The organism is Streptomyces sp. GL_148 (genome assembly GCF_057834205.1).
Window position 1 is genome coordinate 2,849,467 of record NZ_CM174396.1, and the last position, 20,420, is coordinate 2,869,886.

Consider the following 20,420-nt stretch of genomic DNA (forward strand, 5'->3'; position numbering starts at 1 on the left):
CCGATGCGGCTCCCAGCGCCGACCAGGCCGCCGCCACGAGGGCCAGAGCGGCCGCCAGCAGAGCGTTCAGCGCGGGGTGCGCGGCGTGTCCGGCGGCGGCCCGGGCGGCCGCGCCGTCGGCCCGCGCCACCACCGCGACCTCGGCCCATTCCAGGGCGGGCGCCTGCGCCCAGCGCGCGGTGAGCCGGACCCGCTGCCCGGGCAGCAGCTCGGCGGGCAGGCCGGTGAGGGGGCGGGAGAGGAGGCCACGGCCGAGGGCCCCGGAGGCGGTCAGGGTGGCACGGGGGCGCAGGGTGACGTTGCCGAGGTTGTGGAGCGTGTACGAGATCTCCGTGCCGGTGGCGCCGCCGCGGTCGGTGCGGAGGTCCTCGACGGCCAGGGCGGGGGCGGTGGGACCGGTGACCCTGAGGTAGAGGCGGGCCGCGACGGCCTGCTGGACCCCGATTCCCTGTCTGGCGATTCCCTGTCTGGCGATTCCCTGACCGTCGATGCCCTGACCTGCGACGGCCGGCCGGTCCTCCAGGGCGACGACGGCTCCGGGGTGGTCCCCCGGTTCGGCCCGGTCGGGGACGGTGAGGGTGAAGCCGACGTCGACCGCCGTCTTCGCCGGGACGGTGATCCGCTCCCGCACCAGGGCCGTCCAGGCACCCGTGGCGGTGCGCGGCTCCTCGGGCCCGCGCAGCGCGAAGCCGCCGTCGCGGGCGGTGTTGTAGGCGTCGGCGGCGTAGAGGCGGAAGGTGCGGGGCCGGTCGGTGCGGTTGGCGATGGTGACGGAGTCGGTGACGGCCTGGCCGGGGGCGGCGGCGAGGTAGAAGTACGGGCGCTGCCCGAGCGTGTTGGCGGCGGGCAGGACGGACCACTGCCCGTTGTCCGCGGCGGCGGCGGGTCCGGCCCCGCCGATCAGAAGGATGCCGAGCCCGACGAGCACAGCTGCGGTCGTCGACCCGGCCAGGCGCCGCCGTGCCCGCGTGACCGGTGCCGCTGACACGGCTGCGGCGAGGAGCCGCCGTGCCCGCGCGGGGCGGTCCCGGAGGGTTTCTCTCCCCGCCCCGCCCCTCCCCCGTTCCCCGGGGCTGCGCCCCGGACCCGTTTCCGGGTGCGGCGCCGGAGGGGCTGGAACTGCCCGCACGTGCGAGCCGACGCCGGCCAGAATCCAGCCCCTCCGGCGTTTGAGGAGCGGGGTCTGGGGCGGAGCCCCAGGGCCTTTCAGCCCGTCCGGCGCTTGAGGACCGGGATCCGGGCCGGCCCGGGGAACGGAGGAAGGGCGGGGCGGGGAGACGGCCCCGCGCAGCGGCACAGGGGCGGCGGGGAGGCCGGGGCCGGTCACGACAACGTCAGCGTCAGCGTCAGCACCGCCGTGTAGGCGCCCGGCGCGGTGTACGGGGGCACCTGGAGGGTGACGGCCGCGTCGACGGTGAAGGTGCCGCCGACGAGCGCGGCGTCACCCGTGGAGGCCAGGACCGCCCCGTCCGGCCCGACGGTGCCCGCACTGCCCGGCGTGCACGCGCTGGGGCTGCCGGGCGCCGCCGCGCACGTCGGGGTCCAGTTCAGGGAGGCGCCGGGGATGCGGACCCCGCCGGAGCCGGTGAAATCGGTGACCTTACCGATCAGGGACCACCCGGCCGGCCCGCCGCGGGCGTCCTTGACGGTAACTGTGCCGATCCGTCCGGCCGCCGCTCCGCCGTCCCCGTACGGGACGGCGGCCAGGGTCACGGCGTCGCCCTCCTGGGTCATGCCGAGCTCGCCCGGCGCCACGACCGCCGTGATCGTCTGGCTGCCCGGCGGCGGCGGGCGGCGGCGATCACCGTGTACGCCGACGGGCCGGAGCCCCGCTCCGGAGTCCACGCCTCGCCCTCGTACGCCACGACGGCGGTGGTCGCCCGGTCCGTGACCGGCAGCTCCGCGAGGACCACGCCCAGATCGTCGGCCTTCGCCGTGACCCGGTCGGCGGTCTCCGCCGTGCCCGCCCGGCCGGCCACGGTGACCTCCGCGCCGGGGACGAAGCCGGCTCCGGTGACCTTGACCCTGGCCCCCGGGGCTCCCGCGGCGGTGGCGAGCGCGACGGCGCGCAGGTTGGCCGTCGGCAGCGGGCTCGCGGTGATCCGCTGTGCGACCGGCGGCCCGGCCGGGGAGGGGGACGCCGACGAGGACGGGGCCGGGGACGCGGGCGGCAGGGACGGGGACGGCAACGGGGACGGCGCAGCGGAGCCCGAAGCGGACGCGGAGGGCTCCGCGGACGGCCCCGGCCCCGGCCCCGGCGGCACGCTCCCGGAGGCGGCGGCGCAGACGGTGTCCAGTTCGAGCAGGTGGCCGGTGTGCAGGGTGTAGCCGCCCGGGGCCAGGGTGATCTCACCGGGAGCCGTGACGGTGAAGGTGCCGGTCATGGTGACGGCGGGCAGCGCGCCGCCCGCCTCGACGGGATCGTTGCGCTTGGCCCCGACGACCGTGACCTCGCCCTGCTGCACGCCTCCGAGCACGATCCGCCCGGTCGGGGTGAGGACGTCGGCGGGCAGGGCGACGGAGAGCGGGTTCACGGCGGGGGTCCGGGTCACCTGGTAGGTGACGGTGACGGTGTCGCCCACGCGCGGCGTGGAGTCGTCGACGGTGATCCGGGCGGTGGTGGGCCCGTCGGCCGGTGGCAGGCCGGCTTCCTGCGGCGGCAGGCAGTGCGTGGGGAACTCGACCTGCCCGGAAGGCGTCTCCCCCTCCGCGGCGGCGGGAGCGCTCAGCGCGCCCCCGGTCGCGGCGGCGAGGACCGCCATGCCGACGGCAGCCGACCACCCTCTGTGCCGCGCCGTAGTCCGCGCCGCCGTTCTCGCCGAAGTCCGCACTGACCGCCCCCTGGGATCCCGTACCCCGCCAGGGGGCCATTCACGAGCGGGCGGGGGGATAAGTCAATGCACGGACCCGGCAACAACTGATGTCCCATCAGGAGATGGCAGGGTGGCGCCCGGTGCGGCGGCCCGGAAGGTCCGCCGGTAGGCCGTCGGGCTCACGCCGAGCGCCGCCTGCACGTGTTTGCGCAGGGACTGCGCGGTCCCGAAGCCCGCCTCCCGGGCCACGTGTTCCATCGGCAGGTCGGTCTGCTCGAGCAGCGCGCGGGCCCGCTCCACCCGCTGCCCGACGATCCATTCGCCCGGGCTGAGCCCCGACTCCTCGCGGAACCTGCGCGTGAAGGTCCGTACGGACATCGCCTCCTGCCGGGCCAGGTCGGTCAGCCGCAGCGGTTCGTGCAGCCGGTCCAGTACCCAGGCGCGGGCCGCGGTGGTGGCCGGCCGCTGCGACTGCGGCACCGGGCGCTCGATGAACTGGGCCTGCCCGCCCTCGCGGTGCGGCGGTACGACGGTGCGCCGGGCCACGTCGTTGGCGACGGCCGCGCCGTGGTCGCGGCGCACGATGTGCAGGCACAGGTCGATCCCGGCGGCGACTCCGGCGGAGGTGAGCACGTCCCCGTCGTCGGTGTAGAGCACGCCCGGGTCGACCAGGACGGCCGGGAACATCTGCTGGAAGTGCTCGGCGGCGGACCAGTGGGTGGTGGCCCGGCGGCCGTCCAGGTACCCGGCGGCGGCCAGCACGTAGCCGCCCGTACAGATGGAGACGAGCCGGGTGCCGGGCCTGATGTGCGCGAGGGCGGCGGCCAGTTCGGGGGTGAGCCGGCCCTCGTCGTGGACCGGGCCCAGCTCGTAGGAGGCGGGGACGACCACCGTGTCGGCCGTGGCCAGCAGTTCGGGACCGTGCTCGACGTGGATGTCGAAGTCGGCGTCCGTGAGGACCCGGCCGGGGGCGAGCCCGCAGGTGAGGATCTCGTACAGCAGCCGCCCTGCGGAATCCTTCGCCCGCCCGAAGATCCGGTGCGGGATCCCGAGCTCGAAGGGCAGCAGGCCGGAGAGGGCGAGTACGACAACACGGTGGCCACGGTGCGCGCGAGTCTCCATGGCCCGATCATATCGAAGGGTGTCGGTCAGGCCACTGTCGTACGGGTCCCCGGCGGCCGGAAACTGTCGACGTGACGCAGACAGACCCGGGCCCCGGCCCCTCCCCCGCACCGACGCCCGCCTCCGGGACCGGCTCCCCCGCCGACGCGCCCGTGCCGCCCCGGCGGCCGCACCGCGTCCACCGCGCCTGGTTCGTCGCGGCCGTCGCCTTCGTGACGATCATCGGCGCCGCCGGCTTCGCCTCGCTCCCCGGGCTGCTCATCGAGCCGCTGCACGAGGAGTTCGACTGGTCGCGCGGCACGATCGGCCTCGCCGTCTCCGTGAACCTCGCGCTGTACGGGATCACCGCGCCGTTCGCCGCCGCGCTGATGGACCGCTTCGGCATCCGCAGGGTCGTCGCCCTCGCGCTGACCGTCATAGCCGGCGGCTCCGTGGCCACGGTGTGGATGACCACCTCCTGGCAACTGATCCTGCACTGGGGCGTCCTGGTCGGCCTGGGCAGCGGCTCGATGGCCCTGGCCTTCGCCGCGACGGTGACCAACCGCTGGTTCACCGCCCGGCGCGGCCTGGTCACCGGCATCCTGACCGCCGCCGGGGCCTCCGGACAGCTGATCTTCCTGCCGCTGCTGGCCTGGCTGGTCGAGAACCACGGCTGGCGCCCGGCGGCGGTCACCGTCTCGCTGGCGGCCCTGGCCGTCGTGCCCTTCGTCTGGCTGCTGCTGCGCGACCACCCGGCGGACATCGGGACCACCCCGTACGGGGGCACGTACACGCCCAAGCCCGCACCCGTCCCCGGCGCCGCCCGCCGGGCCCTGTCCGTCCTGGCCAAGGCGGCCCGGACCGGCCCCTTCTGGCTGCTGGCGGGCACCTTCGCGATCTGCGGGGCCTCGACCAACGGGCTGGTGAAGACCCACTTCGTCCCGTCGGCCCACGACCACGGCATGCCGGTGACGGCGGCGGCCGGACTCCTCGCCGTGATCGGCGTGTTCGACATCGTCGGCACGGTGTTCTCCGGCTGGCTGACGGACCGCTTCGAATCCCGCCGCCTCCTCGCCGTCTACTACGCCCTGCGCGGGATCTCGCTGCTCTTCCTCCCGATGCTGCTGGCCCCGACCGTGCACCCGCCGATGGTGTTCTTCATCGTCTTCTACGGCCTGGACTGGGTCGCGACGGTCCCGCCGACGATCGCGCTGTGCCGCGAGCACTACGGAGAGGACGGCGCCATCGTCTTCGGCTGGGTCCTGGCCTCGCACCAGATCGGCGCGGCGCTGGTGGCCTTCCTCGGCGGCCTGGCCCGCGACGCCTTCGGCTCGTACGACCCGGTCTGGTACGCCTCGGGCGCCCTGTGCGCCATGGCCGCCCTGATGGCGATGGTCATCCGCCGCCGGACCGCCGCGGCGGAGTCCGCCCCGGCCTGACCGGCCCGACGGCCCGCCCGGGGTCTCCGGCGCAACGGTTGCCGGGCGCGGCGCCGCTGCCGGGGCCAGCCCCCGGATCCCTGCGCCTCAAACGCCGGCGGGGCTGAAAGATCGCCTCAATCGCCGGCGGGGCTGGATTCTGCCCGGCGTCAGCCTGCACGTGCGCGCAGCCACGTGCAGGCTGCGGAGCATGTGACTCGGCGCGGCTGCATTGCCCCGCAGGGGCAATTTCAGCCCCGCCGGCGCTTGAGGCGCGGGTTCGGGGGCGGAGCCCAGGGAACGGGGGAAGGGCGGGTAGGGGACAGCCCCGCCCAGCGGCTGCCCCCGGCTCCGCCGGTTACTCCGCGACGCCGTGGACGGCGGACCTCCTGCGGAGCGGAGCCGGTGCCCGCAGGCCGGGCGAGAGGCGGGCCGCCGGGTCGCAACCGGACCTACCCCGCCCCGCCCCCGGCAGGGGCTAGGCGCCGGCCGGAGTGGTCGACTTCAGGGTGCCGTCCGGGCCCGCCAGGAGGACCGGGGTGTCCGGGCCGCCGAGGTCACGGACCGCCGCGCGGTCGGCGTCGGAGGGTGCCTGCGCAGCACTGACGACGGCAGCCGCCTCCAGGGACTGGGCGCCGCTGGCCACGGCCATCGCGACGGCCGTCTGGAGCGCGCTCAGCTTCAGGGAGTCCAGCGCCACGGTTCCGGCGACGTACGTACGGCCGGTCTCGTCCCGGACCGCCGCCCCCTCGGGCACGCCGTTGCGGGCCCGGGCGCTGCGCGCCAACGTGATGATCTTGGTGTCTTCGGGGTCGATCCCGGTGCTGTCGGTCATAGCCCGAAGCATATGGAGCGCGTCGGCGGGGCCGCACGACGACCCCGCAGACGCGCTCTCCCCTCCACCCCCGGTGTCCCCCCGGGATCTTGGTGGCGCAGGGACAAAACTAAGCGCTGCGTAAGCGGATCCACGGCCCCGAAGGTCCCGTGATCGATGACTTTGGACCCCTCCCGGATTCCACGGAAGGGAACGCCGGGAGCGCCGGGAACACCGGGAACGCCGGGAACCATCCGCCAGGGCCGCTACGGCTGCTACGGCCGCTACGGCCGGTCGAGTCGCAGCCGCTCCGCTCTCGGCAGGCCCGCGACCACCAGGTCGTACGAGTCCTCGACCAGCTCCCGGACCAGCGCGTCGGGCAGCGCCCCCGGCCCGCCCGCGGTCACCGTGTTCCAGTGCCGCTTGTTCATGTGCCAGCCCGGCACGACCGCCTCGTGCTCCGCCCGCAGCGCCACCGCCTGCTCCGGGTCGCACTTGAGGTTGACCTTCAGCGGGTCGGCGTCCAGCGCGCTCAGCGCGAACATCTTCCCCAGCACCTTGAACACCGAGGTCTCCGGGGTGAAGGGGAACTCCTCCACCGCCGCGTTGAACCCCAGGCAGAAGTCGCGCAGCTCCGCCGGTGTCACTCCGTCTCCCCGTCCTGGCCGTCCGCCGGAGCCACCGGCTCCACCAGCACGGTCACGATCTTGTTCCGCCGTCCCGCCGGGGACTCCGCCGTCAGCCGCAGCGGCCGCCCGTCCGGCAGGTCCACCATCGCCGAGGCGCCGGCGATCGGCACCCGGCCGAGCGCCTTGGCGAGCAGTCCGCCGACCGTCTCCACGTCCTCGTCGTCGAAGGAGTCCACCTTGAACAGTTCGCCGAGGTCGGTGATGTCCAGCCGCGCGGTGACCCGGTAGCGGTCCTCGCCCAGGTCCTCCACGGGCGCGATCTCCCGGTCGTACTCGTCGGTGATCTCGCCGACGATCTCCTCCAGGATGTCCTCGATGGTGACGATGCCGGCGGTGCCGCCGTACTCGTCGATGACGACCGCCACGTGGTTGCGTACCGACTGCATCTCGCGCAGCAGGTCGCCCGCGTTCTTGGTGTCCGGCACGAACACCGCGGGCCTTATCGCCGTGGAGACGAGGTCGCTCTCCGCGTCCCGGCTGATGTGCGTCTTGCGGACCAGGTCCTTCAGGTACACGATGCCGACGATGTCGTCCTCGTTCTCCCCGGTCACCGGGATCCGCGAGAAGCCGGACCGCAGCGCGAGCGTGGTCGCCTGACGGACCGTCTTGTACCGCTCGATGCAGACCAGGTCGGTGCGCGGCACCATGACCTCGCGCACGAGCGTGTCGCCCAGCTCGAAGACCTGGTGCACCATGCGGCGCTCGTCGTCCTCGATCAGCGATTCCTTCTCCGCCAGGTCGACCATCGCGCGCAGCTCCGCCTCGGAGGCGAAGGGCCCCTTGCGGAAGCCCTTCCCGGGCGTGAGCGCGTTGCCGAGGAGGATCAGCAGCTGCGGGATGGGCCCCATGATCCGGGCGAGCGGTACGAGGACGTAGGACGCCGCCGTCGCCGTGTTCAGCGGATGCTGGCGGCCGATGGTGCGCGGAGACACGCCGACCGCCACGTAGGAAACGAGCACCATCACGGCGATGGCCACGAGCAGCGCGGTCCAGTTCTCCCCGAATTCGTCGAGGCAGACGTACGTGACGAGCACGCCCGCCGCCATCTCGCAGGTGACCCGGACCAGCAGCGCGACATTGACGTAGCGGGTGGGGTCGCCGGCGACCTGGGCCAGCTTCGCGCTGCCGCGCCGGCCCTCCCGTACGGCCTGCTCGGCGCGGAAGGCGGAGATCCGGGCGATCCCGGACTCCGCGCACGCGGCGAACCAGGCCACCACGACCAGCAGGACGGCCCCGGTGATCAGCTGGAGGCCACCGGTCATGAGACGGTCGGCGCCGGGGACGGGCCGGTCACGCCGTTCTCGCCGCGCCAGCCGTCCACGATGGCCGCCTGGAGGCCGAACATCTCGGCCTTCTCGTCCGGCTCCTCGTGGTCGTACCCGAGCAGGTGCAGCACCCCGTGGACGGTCAGGAGTTGGAGCTCCTCGTCCATGGAGTGCTGCGTCGGCGCGTCCTCGCCCTGCTTCTTGGCGACTTCGGGGCAGAGCACGATGTCACCGAGGAGCCCCTGCGGGGGCTCCTCCTCGTCCTTCTTCGGCGGACGCAGCTCGTCCATCGGGAAGGACATGACGTCGGTGGGTCCGGGCAGATCCATCCACTGGATGTGGAGCTGCTCCATCGCGTCCTCATCGACGACGATGATGGAGAGCTCCGAGAGCGGGTGGATCCGCATCCGGGCGAGCGCGTAGCGGGCGATGTCGAGGATCGCCCGCTCGTCGACCTCGGTTCCGGACTCGTTGTTGACGTCGATCGACATGGTGCGCTGATTTCTACTTCCGCTGGAAGCCGTTCCGCGACTGCTTCGCGTCCTGGCTGTCGTCGTACTTCTCGTACGCGTCGACGATACGGCCGACCAGCTTGTGCCGGACGACATCCTCGGACGTGAGCCGCGAGAAGGCGATGTCCGGAACGCCTTCGAGGATGTCCTGCACCTGCCGCAGACCGCTCTTGGCGCCGCCCGGCAGGTCGACCTGGGTCACGTCACCGGTGACGACGATCTTCGAGTCGAACCCGAGCCGGGTCAGGAACATCTTCATCTGCTCGGGGGTGGTGTTCTGCGCCTCGTCGAGGACGACAAATGCCTCATTAAGGGTGCGACCCCTCATATAAGCCAGCGGCGCCACCTCGATCGTGCCCGCCGCCATCAGCCGCGGGATCGAGTCCGGGTCGATCATGTCGTGCAGGGCGTCGTAGAGCGGCCGCAGGTACGGGTCGATCTTGTCGAAGAGGGTGCCGGGGAGGAAGCCGAGGCGTTCGCCGGCCTCCACCGCGGGGCGGGTCAGGATGATCCTGCTGACCTGCTTGGACTGCAGGGCCTGGACCGCCTTGGCCATGGCCAGGTAGGTCTTGCCGGTACCGGCGGGGCCGATGCCGAAGACGATCGTGTGCTTGTCGATCGCGTCGACGTACCGCTTCTGGTTCAGGGTCTTGGGGCGGATGGTGCGGCCGCGGCTGGAGAGGATGTTCTGGGTGAGCACCTCGGCGGGGGTCTCCGTGTCACCGCCACCGGTGCCGTTCGCCCTGAGCATGGCGATCGAGCGTTCCACTGCGTCCTCCGTCATCGGCTGCCCGGTGCGGAGCACCAGCATCATCTCGTCGAACAGGCGCTGGATCAGAGCGACTTCCGCCGCCGCGCCGATCGCGCTGACCTGATTTCCCCGAACATGGATGTCGGCCTTCGGGAAGGCCTTCTCGATCACGCGCAAAAGGGCGTCGCCCGAGCCGAGGACGGACACCATCGGGTGGGTGGCCGGGACGGTGAAGTGGGCTCGCGCCTGTCCCGGCGTCGGGGTCTGGGCTGTCGGTGTCTGAGTCATGGGCCGGCACTGTGGCCTGCGCATACCTCCCACTGAGGGGCCGCGCCGATCGACGGCCTCCGGACTTCCAAGCCTACGACGCCACCCCGCCATCCCCCGAGGGGTTTTACGGGGTCCCGTACGGGGCCCCGCTCGGGCGGTCCGAAAGCCCGGCCCATCCGGGGCGGCCAGGGCCCGGCCCGGCAGGCGCGCGGCCCGGTCCCCGGCAGGCACTGCGGGCCGCGCCGACCGACATCAGCCCCTCCGGCGTTCGAGGAGCGGGGGTCCGGGGGCCGGCCCCGGGAACGGCGCCGCCCCCGGCCGGACCGCCCGGGGGCCAGACCGCTGGGGGGGGCGAGGGCCCGGACCGTCCGGGACGCGGGCTCCGGGGCCGGGGGCGCGGCCCTGCATGCCCCCGTTCCCCGGCCGGCCAGGCCTACGCCGACTGGCGGAAGCCGATCGTGGGGACCGCCCGGCGGCGGCTGGCCGGGGCGGCGGCCCGCGGAACGAGGTCGTCCAGGAAGCCGTACCGCCCGCGCAGGGCCTCCGGGGCGGTGCGCCACCAGTGGGCCACCTCCGGCCAGCCGGGGGCCGAGAGGGAGCCGCCGAACTCCTGCACCGACAGGGCGGCCGTCAGGCCCGCGAAGGCGAGCCGGTCCGCAAGCGGCCACTCCGCGAGGGTGCCGGTCAGGAAGCCCGCCACGTACACGTCACCCGCCCCGGTCGGATCCAGGGCCTCGACCTGGATCGCGGGGACCTCGGCCGTCTCCCCGGTCCGCCCGTCCACCGCGTACGAGCCCTCGGAGCCCATCGTCACCACCGCGATCGGCACCTTCTCGGCCAGCGCCCGGGCCGCCGCGCGCGGGCAGTCGGTGCGCGTGTAGGCCATCGCCTCCCCCGCGTTGGGCAGGAAGGCCTCGCAGTGCTCCAGGTCGGCCAGCGCCCCCAGGTCCCAGCGCCCGCTGTCGTCCCAGCCGACGTCGGCGAAGACGCGGGCCCCGCGCCGGGCCGCCTCGGCGACCCAGGCCTCGCCGCGGCCCGGGCCGAGCGACGCCACGGCCGCGCGGGCGCGGGGCGGGCACTGGGGAAACGGTCCGGGGCCCGCCGGGGGCGGGGCCTCGTGGCCGTGGGAGACCATCGTGCGCTCGCCCTCGTACGCCATCGAGACCGTGACGGGGCTGTGCCAGCCGGGCACGGTCCGTGACATCGACAGGTCGATGCCCTCGCCCTGTTCGAGAGCGTCCCAGCAGTACTCCCCGTAGTGGTCGTCCCCGAAGGCGGCGGCCAGGGAGGTGCGCAGGCCGAGCCGGGCGAGGGCGGTGGCCATGTTGGCGACGCCGCCGGGGCTGGACCCCATGCCGCGGGCCCAGGACTCCGTGCCGCGCACGGGGGCCGAGTCGAGGCCGGTGAGGATGATGTCGAGGAAGACCGTGCCCGTCAGGAAGACGTCGCAGCCCGGTTCTTGGGGGTCGCGCAGCGGCCCGAGCGGATCCACGGCGGAGTCGAGGCTGTCCCGGCTGCTGCGACTGGTCACGATGTACTCCCCGTTCGGTTCGGCGCACGTACTTCATCTTGGCGGGTCGTTTCTTCACCAGGCTTGAGCGACGTGTCCCACTCGGCTCAACCCACCTCCGCCATCGGGTCCTCCCGCCCGGGGGGACCCGGCCTACAGTGTGACGCAGATCACCGCCTGAACGCCCTTCTCGGAAGATCGGGCCGCTTGATAGATATGAGCCCCGCGGTCTTGCGGAATCTCACGCACTACCTGCACCACCTGGAACACCCGTGCCCGACCGCACCCCCGCGCCGCCCGCCGCCTGGCCGCTCGTCGCACTCTTCACCTCCGGCTACGTCGCCCCGTACCTGCTGCCGACCGTCGTCGGCCGGCTCGACGCGCACCTCCCGCTGAGCCCCGCACAGGCCGGACTGATCGGCTCGGTCCTGCTGCTCGGCTCGGCCGCCGCCGGATTCACCCTCGCCTCCCGCATCCCGCGCCACGGGCCGCGCCCGCTGGCCCGGCTCGGACTGCTGCTCGCCGTCCTCGGGTACGGCACGGCGGCCGCCAGCGCGCAGCTGCCCCTCGTCATCGCGGGCGCCGTCCTCGGCGGCTTCGGCTCGGGGACGGCCACCGCCGTGGCCGCCTCCGGGATCGCGGCGCAGCGCGACCCGCACCGGACCTCCTCGCTGGGGCTGCTGTCGGTGTCGGCGACGGCCGGGGCCCTGTACCTGACCCTGCCCCGGCTCGGCGGCGGGCACGGGCTGCCGTTCGCGGCGATCGCCCTGGTCGCGCTGGTGTGCTGGCCGGCGACGGGCCGCCTCGACGGGGCCGACCGCACCCGCCTCGCCGACGACGCCGGCCGGGCCGTACGGACCTCCGGGCGGCGGCTGCCGTACCCGCGCGCCGGGATGGTGCTCGCCGGGGCCCTGATGGTGTGGTCGCTGGCCCAGAACGCCCTGTGGGGCGTCAGCGGCCGCATCGGCGCGCAGCAGGCGGGCCTGTCCGAGGTCACCCTCGGGATCGTCTTCGCGGCCGCGCTCGGCGCCGGGCTGCTCGGGGTCACCGCCGCCTCCGCGCTCGGGGCCCGGCTCGGGCGGGCTGTCCCGGTGGGCGTGGGCACGGCGGTCATCGCCTGCTGCGTGGTGCTGGCCTCGCACGCGCGGGACCTGGGCTCCTTCGCGGCCGGGGAGATCCTGTGGAACGCCGTCTACCCCGTCGTGCTCTCCTACGCCATCGGCCTCGCCGCCGCCCTCGACCCGCGCGGGCGCTGGGCGGTCCTGGTCGGTTCCGCGTCCTCGCTCGGCGTGGCCTGCGGGCCCCTCACCGGGAGCCTGCTCGCCGAGGGTGCGGGCTTCCCCGGCATGGGCCTGGTCCTCGGGGGGCTGCTGCTGGCGGTGGCCGGGCCGATGGCCGCGGTCGCCCTGCACGTCGGCGGACGCCCGCTGACCCCCGGCTCGGTGCGCCGGCGCGGCGGGGCCCCGGCGGCCTTGCTCGCCGCCGGAGCCGGGACGCCGGCCGGCTCGGTGCCGAGGGTCGGTGCGCAGGAGCTGGAGGTCGTGGAGCTGCCGCAGCTCCGCGCCCGACCGCTGCGCCTGCCTCCGCTCCGGGTGCTGCTGCTCTCCCCGGCGGCCGCCCGCCGGGGCCGGGACCGCGCCCGCAGGCGGATCCGCACCGGCGTCTAGGCCGCCGGCGGTGACTGCCCTGCGGGGCGAGGTCCCCTACCCGCCCTTCCACCGTTCCCCGGGCTCCGCCCGGACCCTTCGCCGGGTGCGGCGCCGCTCCCGGGGGCCAGCCCCCGGACCCCCGCTCCTCAAACGCCGGAGGGGCTGGATTTTGCCCCACCGGCGTTTGAGGCGCGGGGTCTGGGGCGGAGCCCCGGGGAACGGGCGAAGGGCGGGTACGGGACAGCCCCGCAGGGCCGTGCGCCCAGGGTTGCTCCCTGCCGTGGTCGCCCTGAGCGGCGTCATCGGCGGCGGGCGTCCCGCCCCCGCCGCCGGGGCCCGCTATCCGGCCCGCTTGGGCACGGGAACCCGTAGGAGGTCGGCGGCGATCGTCAGTTCACCCTCGAAACCGGCCGCGCGGGCCTGGCGTTCGAACTCCGACGGGTCGCCGTAGCGCTGTGAGAAGTGCGTCAGCACGAGGTGACGTACGCCCCCGTCCCGGGCCACCCGGGCGGCCTGACCGGCGGTGAGGTGCCCGTGGTCGGTGGCCAGTCGGACGTCCTCGTCGAGGAAGGTCGACTCGATCACCAGCAGGTCGCAGCCCGCCGCGAGCACCTCGACGCCTTCGCAGAGCCGGGTGTCCATGACGAAGGCGAACCGCTGTCCGGCGCGCACCTCGCTGACCTCGTCGAGGGTGACCCCGCCGAGGCTGCCCTCGCGCTGGATCCGGCCCACGTCCGGCCCCTTGATCCCGTGGAGCGCGAGCAGTTCGGGCCGTATCCGGCGCCCGTCGGGCTCGGTGAGCCGGTAGCCGAAGGACTCCACCGGGTGCGAGAGCCGTACGGCGTCCAGGGTGTACGCGTCCCCGCGCGCCAGGATCCCGTCCTCGGCCACCGGCTCCTCGGAGAGCTGCACGGTCTCGCGGTAGGCGGTGGCGTACCGCAGCCGCTCGAAGAACTTCTGCCCGGAGGCCGGGTAGTGGGCGGTGACGGGGTGCGGGACCCGGTCGAGGTTGATCCGCTGGATCACCCCGGCGAGGCCGAGGCTGTGGTCCCCGTGGAAGTGGGTGACGCAGATCCGGTTGATGTCGTGCGCGGCCACCCCGGCGCGGAGCATCTGGCGCTGGGTGCCCTCGCCGGGATCGAAGAGGATGCCCTCGCCGTCCCAGCGCAGCAGGTAGCCGTTGTGGTTGCGGTGGCGGGTGGGCACCTGGCTGGCGGTGCCCAGCACCACGAGTTCGCGTACGGACACGTCTTACCCGGGGGGCCACTGGAGCCCGCGCCCGCCGAGGACGTGCGCGTGGGCGTGGAAGACGGTCTGGCCGGCGCCGGCGCCGGTGTTGAGGACGATGCGGTAGCCGTGCTCGACGATCTTCTCGTCGGCGGCGACCCGTCCGGCCTCGGTCAGGACGTCGGCGGCGATCCCCGGCTCCGCGGCCGCGAGGGAGGCGGCGTCGGGGTAGTGCACCTTCGGGATGACGAGGATGTGGGTGGGCGCCTGCGGGTTGATGTCGCGGAAGGCGACGGTCGTGTCCGTCTCCCGGACCACCGTCGCGGGGATGTTCCCCGCGATGATCTTGCAGAACAGGCAGTCGGCCTGCGGTTCCCCGGCCATGTACTGAGCCCTTCGTGACGGGTGATCGGTTCCGGCATCGTATCCACCGCCGCGGCCGGATCGGTCAGCACCGGCGGCCCGTCAGGACCAGCGGCCCGTCCTCGCCAGCAGGACCGCCGCGGCCGCCGTGCCCGCCGTGGAGGTGCGCAGCACCGAGGGGCCCAGCCGGTACGGGTGCGCCCCGGCCGCGGCGAAGGCGGCGAGTTCGTCCGGGGAGACCCCGCCCTCGGGTCCGACGACCAGGACGATGGAGCCGGCGGCGGGCAGTTCCGCGGTGGCCAGTGCGCCCGAGGGGGCGTCCCGGTCCTCGTGCAGCACCACCGCGAGGTCCGCCTCGGCGAGCAGCGCCGCGACCTGCTTGGTCGACAGCGCCTCCGCGACCTCGGGGAAGCGCACCCGGCGGGACTGCTTGCCCGACTCCCGGGCGGTGGCCCGCCACTTCGCGAGGGATTTGGCGCCGCGGTCGCCGCGCCACTGGGTGATGCAGCGCGAGGCCTGCCAGGGCACGATCGCGTCGACGCCGGTCTCCGTCATGGTCTCGACGGCGACCTCGCCCCGGTCGCCCTTGGGCAGGGCCTGGACGACGGTGATCCGGACGGCCGGCTCCGCCTCCTCGAAGACCCCGGACACGGAGACGACGAGGCGGTCCTTGCCCTCGGCGGCCGTCACCACGCCCTCGGCCCAGCCGCCCCGGCCGTCGGTCAGCACGAGGGCCTCGCCTGGGCCCAGCCGCTTCACGGAGACCGCGTGGCGGCCTTCGGGGCCGTCCAGGACGAACTCCGGCCCCGCGGGAACCTTTTCGACCACGAACACCGGGGCGGTCATGACGCACTCCTCATCTGCATTGTCTTCAACACGTCCTGTGCCGCGCCGAGTTCCGCCGCAAGCACCTCCACCAGTTCCCCGGCCGGCAGGGCCCGCGCCAGCCGGTGCCCCTGGCCCGCCCACAGGGCCATGCCCTGCGGGTCCCCGGCCGCGGCGGCGGCCTTGCGCAGCGGCGCGGTCAGGTGGTGCACCTGCGGGTACGCGGCCGGGGCGTACGGGCCGTGCTCGCGCATGAACCGGTTGACCAGCCCGCGGGCCGGGCGCCCCGAGAAGGCCCGGGTCAGCTCCGTCCGGACGAACAGCGGGTCGGTCAGCGCCTTCTTGTGCAGGGCGTGGGCGCCGGACTCCGGGCAGGCCAGGAAGGCCGTGCCGAGCTGCGCCGCCTCCGCGCCCGCGGCGAGCAGCGCGGCGATCTGCGAGCCGCGCATCAGGCCGCCCGCCGCGATGATCGGGAGGGCCACGGCCTCGCGCACCTGCGCGACGAGCGCGAGCAGGCCGACTCCGGCCGTGCCGTCGCCCTGCGGGTCGTCGCGGTGGGTGCCCTGGTGGCCGCCCGCCTCCATGCCCTGGACGCAGACGGCGTCGGCGCCGGCCGCCTGCGCGGCGCGGGCCTCCTCGACGGAGGTGACGGTGGCGATCGTGTACGTACCGACCTTGCGCAGGCAGGTGAAGGCCGCGGGTGAGGGCAGGCCGAAGGTGAACGAGACCACGGGTACCGGGTCTTCGATGAGAATGGCCAGTTTGGCGTCGTAGCCGTCGTCGCTGGTGCCGATGATGTCCTCGTCGGCGAGGGAGATCTCGTACCAGGAGGCCTCACTGGCGAGGTGCCCGCGGTAGGCCTCCACGGCGGCCGGGTCCACGTGGCCGGTCTGCGGCAGGAAGAGGTTGACGCCGAAGGGGCGGCGGGTGAGCGCGCGCAGCCGCTTGATCTCCTGGTACATGCCGTCGGCGGTCTTGTAGCCGCCGGCGAGGAAGCCCAGTCCGCCCGCTTCGCACACGGCGGCCGCGAGCGGCGGACAGGACGCGCCGCCCGCCATGGGCGCCTGCACGATCGGGTACGCGAAGAGACCGTTCGGTGCGGAGGACATGAGCTGCATCGTGCCATGTCCCGCTCACGGGACCGAATCACGGCATTCGCCTGGCATAGTCCCCTTCACCGGGGTGCCTGAATACCGCCGCCGCCCTGCCGTCCCGCATGCCGCGAGCCCGGTCCGGGGCATCCCCGGACCGGGCTCGCAGGTGTTCTCGTACGCTGCCCGTACGCTGCTCCGCGCGCGGCTCAGCGCCCGTTGAAGGCGTCCTTCAGTCGGCTGAACAGGCCTTGCTGGCCCGGCGCGAACTGGCCGAGCGGCCGCTCCTCGCCGCGCAGCTTCGCGAGCTGGCGCAGCAGGTCCTCCTGCGCCGGGTCGAGCTTGCTCGGGGTGGTGACCTCGACGTGGACGATCAGGTCGCCGCGGCCACCGCCGCGCAGGTGCGTGACGCCCCGGCCGTGCAGGGGGATCGCCTGGCCGGACTGCGTGCCGGGCCGGATGTCGATCTCCTCCAGGCCGTCCAGCGTCTCCAGCGGGCACTTGGTGCCCAGGGAGGCCGCGGTCATCGGGATGGTGACCGTGCAGTGCAGGTCGTCCCCGCGCCGCTGGAAGGTCGGGTGCGGCAGCTCGTGGATCTCCACGTACAGGTCGCCGGCGGGGCCGCCGCCGGGGCCGACCTCGCCTTCGCCCGCGAGCTGGATCCGGGTGCCGTTCTCGACGCCCGCCGGGATCTTGACGGTGAGGCTGCGGCGGGAGCGGACCCGGCCGTCGCCCGCGCACTCGGGGCACGGGGTCGGGACGACGGTGCCGAAGCCCTGGCACTGCGGGCAGGGGCGCGAGGTCATGACCTGGCCCAGGAAGGACCGGGTGACCTGCGAGACCTCACCGCGGCCGCGGCACATGTCACAGGTCTGCGCCGAGGTGCCGGGGGCGGCGCCTTCGCCGGAGCAGGTGGTGCAGACGACGGCCGTGTCGACCTGGATGTCCTTGGTCGTGCCGAAGGCGGCCTCGTCCAGTTCCAGGTCGAGGCGGATCATGGCGTCCTGGCCGCGGCGGGTCCGCGAGCGCGGTCCGCGCTGCGAGGACTGGCCGAAGAAGGCGTCCATGATGTCGGAGAAGTTGCCGAAGCCACCCGCTCCGAAGCCGCCGGCTCCGCCGCCGCCCGAGGAGGACAGCGGGTCGCCGCCGAGGTCGAAGACCTGCTTCTTCTGCGGGTCCGAGAGGACCTCGTAGGCGGCGTTGATCTCCTTGAAACGCTCTTGCGTCTTGGGATCGGGGTTCACATCCGGGTGCAGCTCGCGCGCGAGCCGCCGGAATGCCTTCTTGATCTCGTCCTGCGATGCGTCGCGGCGCACGCCGAGAACGGCGTAGTAGTCCGTGGCCACTTACGACTCCGCCAGGATCTGTCCGACGTAACGTGCCACTGCGCGTACCGCTCCCATCGTTCCGGGGTAGTCCATGCGGGTCGGTCCGACCACGCCGAGTTTGGCGACTGCTTCGCCGCCCGAACCGTAGCCGACCGAGACGACGGACGTGGAGTTCAGTCCCTCGTAGGCGTTCTCATGCCCGATCTTTACGGCCATTCCCGACTCACTGGCCTCGCCCAGCAGCTTGAGGAGCACGACCTGCTCCTCCAGCGCTTCGAGCACCGGCCTGATCGTCAGGGGAAAATCGTGTCCGAAGCGGGTGAGGTTGGCGGTGCCGCCGATCATCAGCCGCTCCTCCGCGTCCTCGACCAGCGTTTCGAGAAGGGTGTCGAGGACGGCCTTCACCGTCACCCGGTCATCGCTCTCGAAGGATTCCGGAAGGTCCTTCACCAGCGGCGGCACGTCGGTGAACCGGCGGCCGACGACACGGCTGTTGAGGCGGGCCCGCAGGTCCGCCAGCGAGGTGTCCGCGAAGGGGGTCTGGCAGTCGACGAGCCGCTGCTCGACCCGGCCGGTGTCCGTGATGAGGACGAGCATCAGGCGGGCCGGGGCCAGCGAGAGCAGCTCCACGTGCCGGACGGTGGACCGGGTCAGCGACGGGTACTGGACGACGGCGACCTGCCGGGTGAGCTGCGCGAGCAGCCGCACCGTACGGCCGACGACGTCGTCGAGGTCCACGGCCCCGTCGAGGAAGTTCTGGATGGCCCGGCGCTCGGGCGTCGACAGCGGCTTGACCCCCGCCAGCTTGTCGACGAAGAGGCGGTAGCCCTTGTCGGTGGGGATCCGGCCGGCGCTGGTGTGGGGCTGCGCGATGTAGCCCTCGTCCTCCAGCACGGCCATGTCGTTGCGCACGGTGGCGGGCGAGACGCCGAGCCGGTGCCGCTCGGTGAGCGCCTTGGAGCCGACCGGCTCCTCCGTCCCGACGTAGTCCTGGACGATGGCGCGCAGCACTTCGAGTCTGCGTTCGCTGAGCATCGCGCACACCTCCATCGTTTCCGTCGTTCGCGGCTTCGTCAGGCCCCGCCTACTGGCACTCTGAGCGTTCGAGTGCCAGAGATCCCCCGGTCAGTGTACGGCGGGGTGGTACACCGGTAGCAAGGGCGGCCCGTCAAGGTAGCGTCGCGGCATGGACGTGCGTTGGGAAGAGGCGGGCTGGGAACGGCTCACAGAACGGGCCGGCCGCAAGCGGCTGCCGGTGTGGGACTGCACCGTGGGACTGGTGGTGGGCGAGGATTCTGCCCTCCTGATCGACCCCGGGTCCTCCCTGCGGGAGGGCTCGCTGGTGCGGGCCGAAGCGGAGCGGCTGGCAGGCCGGCGCGTGACCCATCTCGCATTCACACACGGACATTTCGACCACGTACTGGGTGGTGCGGCGTTCGCGGGGGCGGAGGTCTACGGCCCGGTCGGGCTGGACGCCGTGCTCTCGGCGGGCCGTGAGGAGCTGCGCGAGGACGCGGTCCGCCAGGGCCTGCCGGCGGCCGAGGCGGCCGAGGCGGCGGACCTCATGGTGGTCCCCCGGCACCTGGTGTCGGGCGAGTGGACCCTCGACCTGGGCGGGGTGCAGGTGCTGCTGGCGAACGTGGGGCCCGGGCACACCGGGCACGATCTGGCCGCCTTCGTACCCGGAGCGCGCGAGGTGGTCTTCTGCGGCGACCTGGTCGAGGAATCGGGCGAGCCGCAGGCGGGTCCGGACGCGGTGCCCGGGCAGTGGCCGGCCGCCCTGGACCGGCTCCTCTCCCTGGGCGGGGACGACGCTCTGTACGTGCCGGGTCACGGAGCGGTGGTCGACGCGGCCTTCGTGCGTGCCCAACGCGACACACTGGCGGCCCGTTTCGGCGTGTCGGACACCTGAGACGGCCCGCTCTCCTACCCTCGGCCGGATGCGTGAGTACTCCCCCGACCTGACCCCGCAGTGGAAGCGCGCCAAGCCCGTCCCGGAGGTGCCGGCCGATCCCGATCTGGTGGTCGAGGTGGCGGGTACGGACTTCTGCGGCGCGGTGGTGGCCTGCGAGGCGGGCACGGTCACCCTGGAGGACCGCTTCGGCAAGCGTCGCGTCTTCCCCCTCGAACCCCGCGCCTTCCTCCTGGACGGCGCGGTGGTGACCCTGACCCGCCCGGCCCGGGGGCCGGCCGCCCCGGCCCGTACGGCCTCAGGCTCCATCGCCGTCCCCGGGGCCCGGGCGCGGGTGGCACGGGCGGGCCGGATCTACGTGGAGGGCCGCCACGACGCCGAACTGGTCGAACGGGTCTGGGGCGACGACCTGCGGATCGAGGGCGTCGTGGTGGAGTACCTGGAGGGCATCGACGACCTCCCGGCCGTCGTCGCCGACTTCGCCCCCGCGGCCGACGCCCGCCTGGGCATCCTGGTGGACCACCTGGTCCCCGGCTCCAAGGAGTCCCGCATCGCCGCCTCGGTGACCTCCCCGCACGTCCTGATCGTGGGACACCCGTACGTGGACGTCTGGCAGGCGGTGAAGCCCTCGGCCCTCGGCATCCGCGCCTGGCCGGTGATCCCGCCCGGCCAGGACTGGAAGACGGGCATCTGCCGCGCCCTGGGCTGGCCGGAGAACACCGGAGCCGCCTGGCAGCACATCCTGTCCCGCGTGACCTCGTACAAGGACCTGGAGCCCACCCTCCTGGGCGCGGTGGAGCACTTGATCGACCACGTGACGGCATAGCCGGGCACGACAGCCCTGCGGGGCGAAGTCCCCTACCCGCCCTTCCACCGTTCCCC

The 20,420-nt window shown here is 73.8% G+C and carries 19 protein-coding genes; 4 read left to right on the forward strand and 15 right to left on the reverse strand.

The window, feature by feature from the left end; translation table 11 throughout:
- Positions 1-1,323: 1,323 nt before the first annotated feature.
- From AC3IYI_RS13175 to AC3IYI_RS13185, 3 genes are all read right to left on the reverse strand, one after another.
- Positions 1,324-1,755, reverse strand: a complete 432-nt coding sequence (locus tag AC3IYI_RS13175) for a WxL domain-containing protein (RefSeq protein WP_489410358.1) — start codon at positions 1,753-1,755, stop codon at positions 1,324-1,326.
- Positions 1,731-2,762, reverse strand: coding sequence for a hypothetical protein (locus AC3IYI_RS13180; RefSeq protein WP_489410359.1), 1,032 nt, complete (start codon positions 2,760-2,762; stop codon positions 1,731-1,733). Before AC3IYI_RS13180 ends, AC3IYI_RS13175 begins: the two co-directional genes overlap by 25 nt.
- Before the next feature lie 132 nt (positions 2,763-2,894).
- A complete protein-coding gene (locus tag AC3IYI_RS13185; protein WP_489410360.1) occupies positions 2,895-3,935 on the reverse strand; it encodes a GlxA family transcriptional regulator in 1,041 nt (346 codons plus the stop codon).
- Positions 3,936-4,006: 71 nt separating this feature from the next.
- Here AC3IYI_RS13185 and AC3IYI_RS13190 point away from each other — a divergent pair, with 71 nt between their 5' ends.
- A complete protein-coding gene (locus AC3IYI_RS13190; RefSeq protein WP_489410361.1) occupies positions 4,007-5,353 on the forward strand; it encodes an MFS transporter in 1,347 nt (448 codons plus the stop codon).
- A 457-nt stretch (positions 5,354-5,810) separates the two neighbouring features.
- On the opposite strand, the gene AC3IYI_RS13195 is transcribed toward AC3IYI_RS13190, so the two are convergent.
- From AC3IYI_RS13195 to AC3IYI_RS13220, 6 genes are all read right to left on the reverse strand, one after another.
- Complete coding sequence (locus tag AC3IYI_RS13195) at positions 5,811-6,167, reverse strand: cytidine deaminase (RefSeq protein WP_267753294.1); 357 nt, start codon at positions 6,165-6,167, stop codon at positions 5,811-5,813.
- Positions 6,168-6,430: 263 nt separating this feature from the next.
- Complete coding sequence (locus tag AC3IYI_RS13200) at positions 6,431-6,793, reverse strand: MmcQ/YjbR family DNA-binding protein (protein ID WP_489410362.1); 363 nt, start codon at positions 6,791-6,793, stop codon at positions 6,431-6,433.
- On the reverse strand, positions 6,790-8,097 hold the full coding sequence (locus AC3IYI_RS13205; protein ID WP_489410363.1) for a hemolysin family protein: 1,308 nt from the start codon (positions 8,095-8,097) through the stop codon (positions 6,790-6,792). The genes AC3IYI_RS13200 and AC3IYI_RS13205 overlap by 4 nt, the downstream gene beginning before the upstream one ends.
- Positions 8,094-8,591: an rRNA maturation RNase YbeY gene (gene ybeY, locus AC3IYI_RS13210; protein WP_489410364.1), complete on the reverse strand. Its 498-nt coding sequence runs from the start codon at positions 8,589-8,591 to the stop codon at positions 8,094-8,096. Before ybeY ends, AC3IYI_RS13205 begins: the two co-directional genes overlap by 4 nt.
- Before the next feature lie 13 nt (positions 8,592-8,604).
- Entirely contained in the window at positions 8,605-9,651 is a 1,047-nt protein-coding gene (locus tag AC3IYI_RS13215) for a PhoH family protein (protein WP_489410365.1), read from the reverse strand.
- A 415-nt stretch (positions 9,652-10,066) separates the two neighbouring features.
- Positions 10,067-11,167 carry a carbohydrate kinase family protein gene (locus AC3IYI_RS13220; protein WP_489411520.1) on the reverse strand — a complete coding sequence of 367 codons (1,101 nt, stop codon included), beginning with the start codon at positions 11,165-11,167 and terminating at the stop codon, positions 10,067-10,069.
- Between the two features lie 248 nt (positions 11,168-11,415).
- Between AC3IYI_RS13220 and AC3IYI_RS13225 the strand changes: the two genes are divergently transcribed.
- Positions 11,416-12,810 carry an MFS transporter gene (locus AC3IYI_RS13225; protein ID WP_489410366.1) on the forward strand — a complete coding sequence of 465 codons (1,395 nt, stop codon included), beginning with the start codon at positions 11,416-11,418 and terminating at the stop codon, positions 12,808-12,810.
- A 321-nt stretch (positions 12,811-13,131) separates the two neighbouring features.
- Here AC3IYI_RS13225 and AC3IYI_RS13230 read toward each other — a convergent pair whose 3' ends face one another.
- The 6 genes from AC3IYI_RS13230 to hrcA form a co-directional block, all read right to left on the reverse strand.
- Complete coding sequence (locus AC3IYI_RS13230) at positions 13,132-14,040, reverse strand: ribonuclease Z (protein WP_489410367.1); 909 nt, start codon at positions 14,038-14,040, stop codon at positions 13,132-13,134.
- Positions 14,041-14,043: 3 nt separating this feature from the next.
- The gene (locus AC3IYI_RS13235; protein ID WP_489410368.1) at positions 14,044-14,403 is read right to left on the reverse strand and encodes a histidine triad nucleotide-binding protein; all 360 of its coding nucleotides are present in this window, start codon (positions 14,401-14,403) and stop codon (positions 14,044-14,046) included.
- A gap of 81 nt (positions 14,404-14,484) precedes the next feature.
- Positions 14,485-15,228 (reverse strand): 16S rRNA (uracil(1498)-N(3))-methyltransferase, encoded by a 744-nt coding sequence (locus AC3IYI_RS13240; protein ID WP_489410369.1) that lies wholly within the window; start codon positions 15,226-15,228, stop codon positions 14,485-14,487.
- Entirely contained in the window at positions 15,225-16,316 is a 1,092-nt protein-coding gene (locus AC3IYI_RS13245) for a nitronate monooxygenase (protein WP_489410370.1), read from the reverse strand. The genes AC3IYI_RS13240 and AC3IYI_RS13245 overlap by 4 nt, the downstream gene beginning before the upstream one ends.
- Positions 16,317-16,507: 191 nt before the next feature.
- Positions 16,508-17,644, reverse strand: coding sequence for a molecular chaperone DnaJ (gene dnaJ, locus AC3IYI_RS13250; protein WP_489410371.1), 1,137 nt, complete (start codon positions 17,642-17,644; stop codon positions 16,508-16,510).
- Complete coding sequence (hrcA, locus tag AC3IYI_RS13255; RefSeq protein ID WP_489410372.1) at positions 17,645-18,661, reverse strand: heat-inducible transcriptional repressor HrcA; 1,017 nt, start codon at positions 18,659-18,661, stop codon at positions 17,645-17,647. It abuts the gene before it with no gap.
- Between the two features lie 151 nt (positions 18,662-18,812).
- On the opposite strand from hrcA, the gene AC3IYI_RS13260 reads away from it, so the two are divergent.
- Together AC3IYI_RS13260 and AC3IYI_RS13265 are read left to right on the forward strand one after the other, a co-directional pair.
- On the forward strand, positions 18,813-19,538 hold the full coding sequence (locus tag AC3IYI_RS13260) for an MBL fold metallo-hydrolase (RefSeq protein WP_489410373.1): 726 nt from the start codon (positions 18,813-18,815) through the stop codon (positions 19,536-19,538).
- 28 nt (positions 19,539-19,566) lie between these two features.
- Entirely contained in the window at positions 19,567-20,364 is a 798-nt protein-coding gene (locus AC3IYI_RS13265; protein WP_489410374.1) for a DUF3097 domain-containing protein, read from the forward strand.
- Positions 20,365-20,420: the final 56 nt, after the last annotated feature.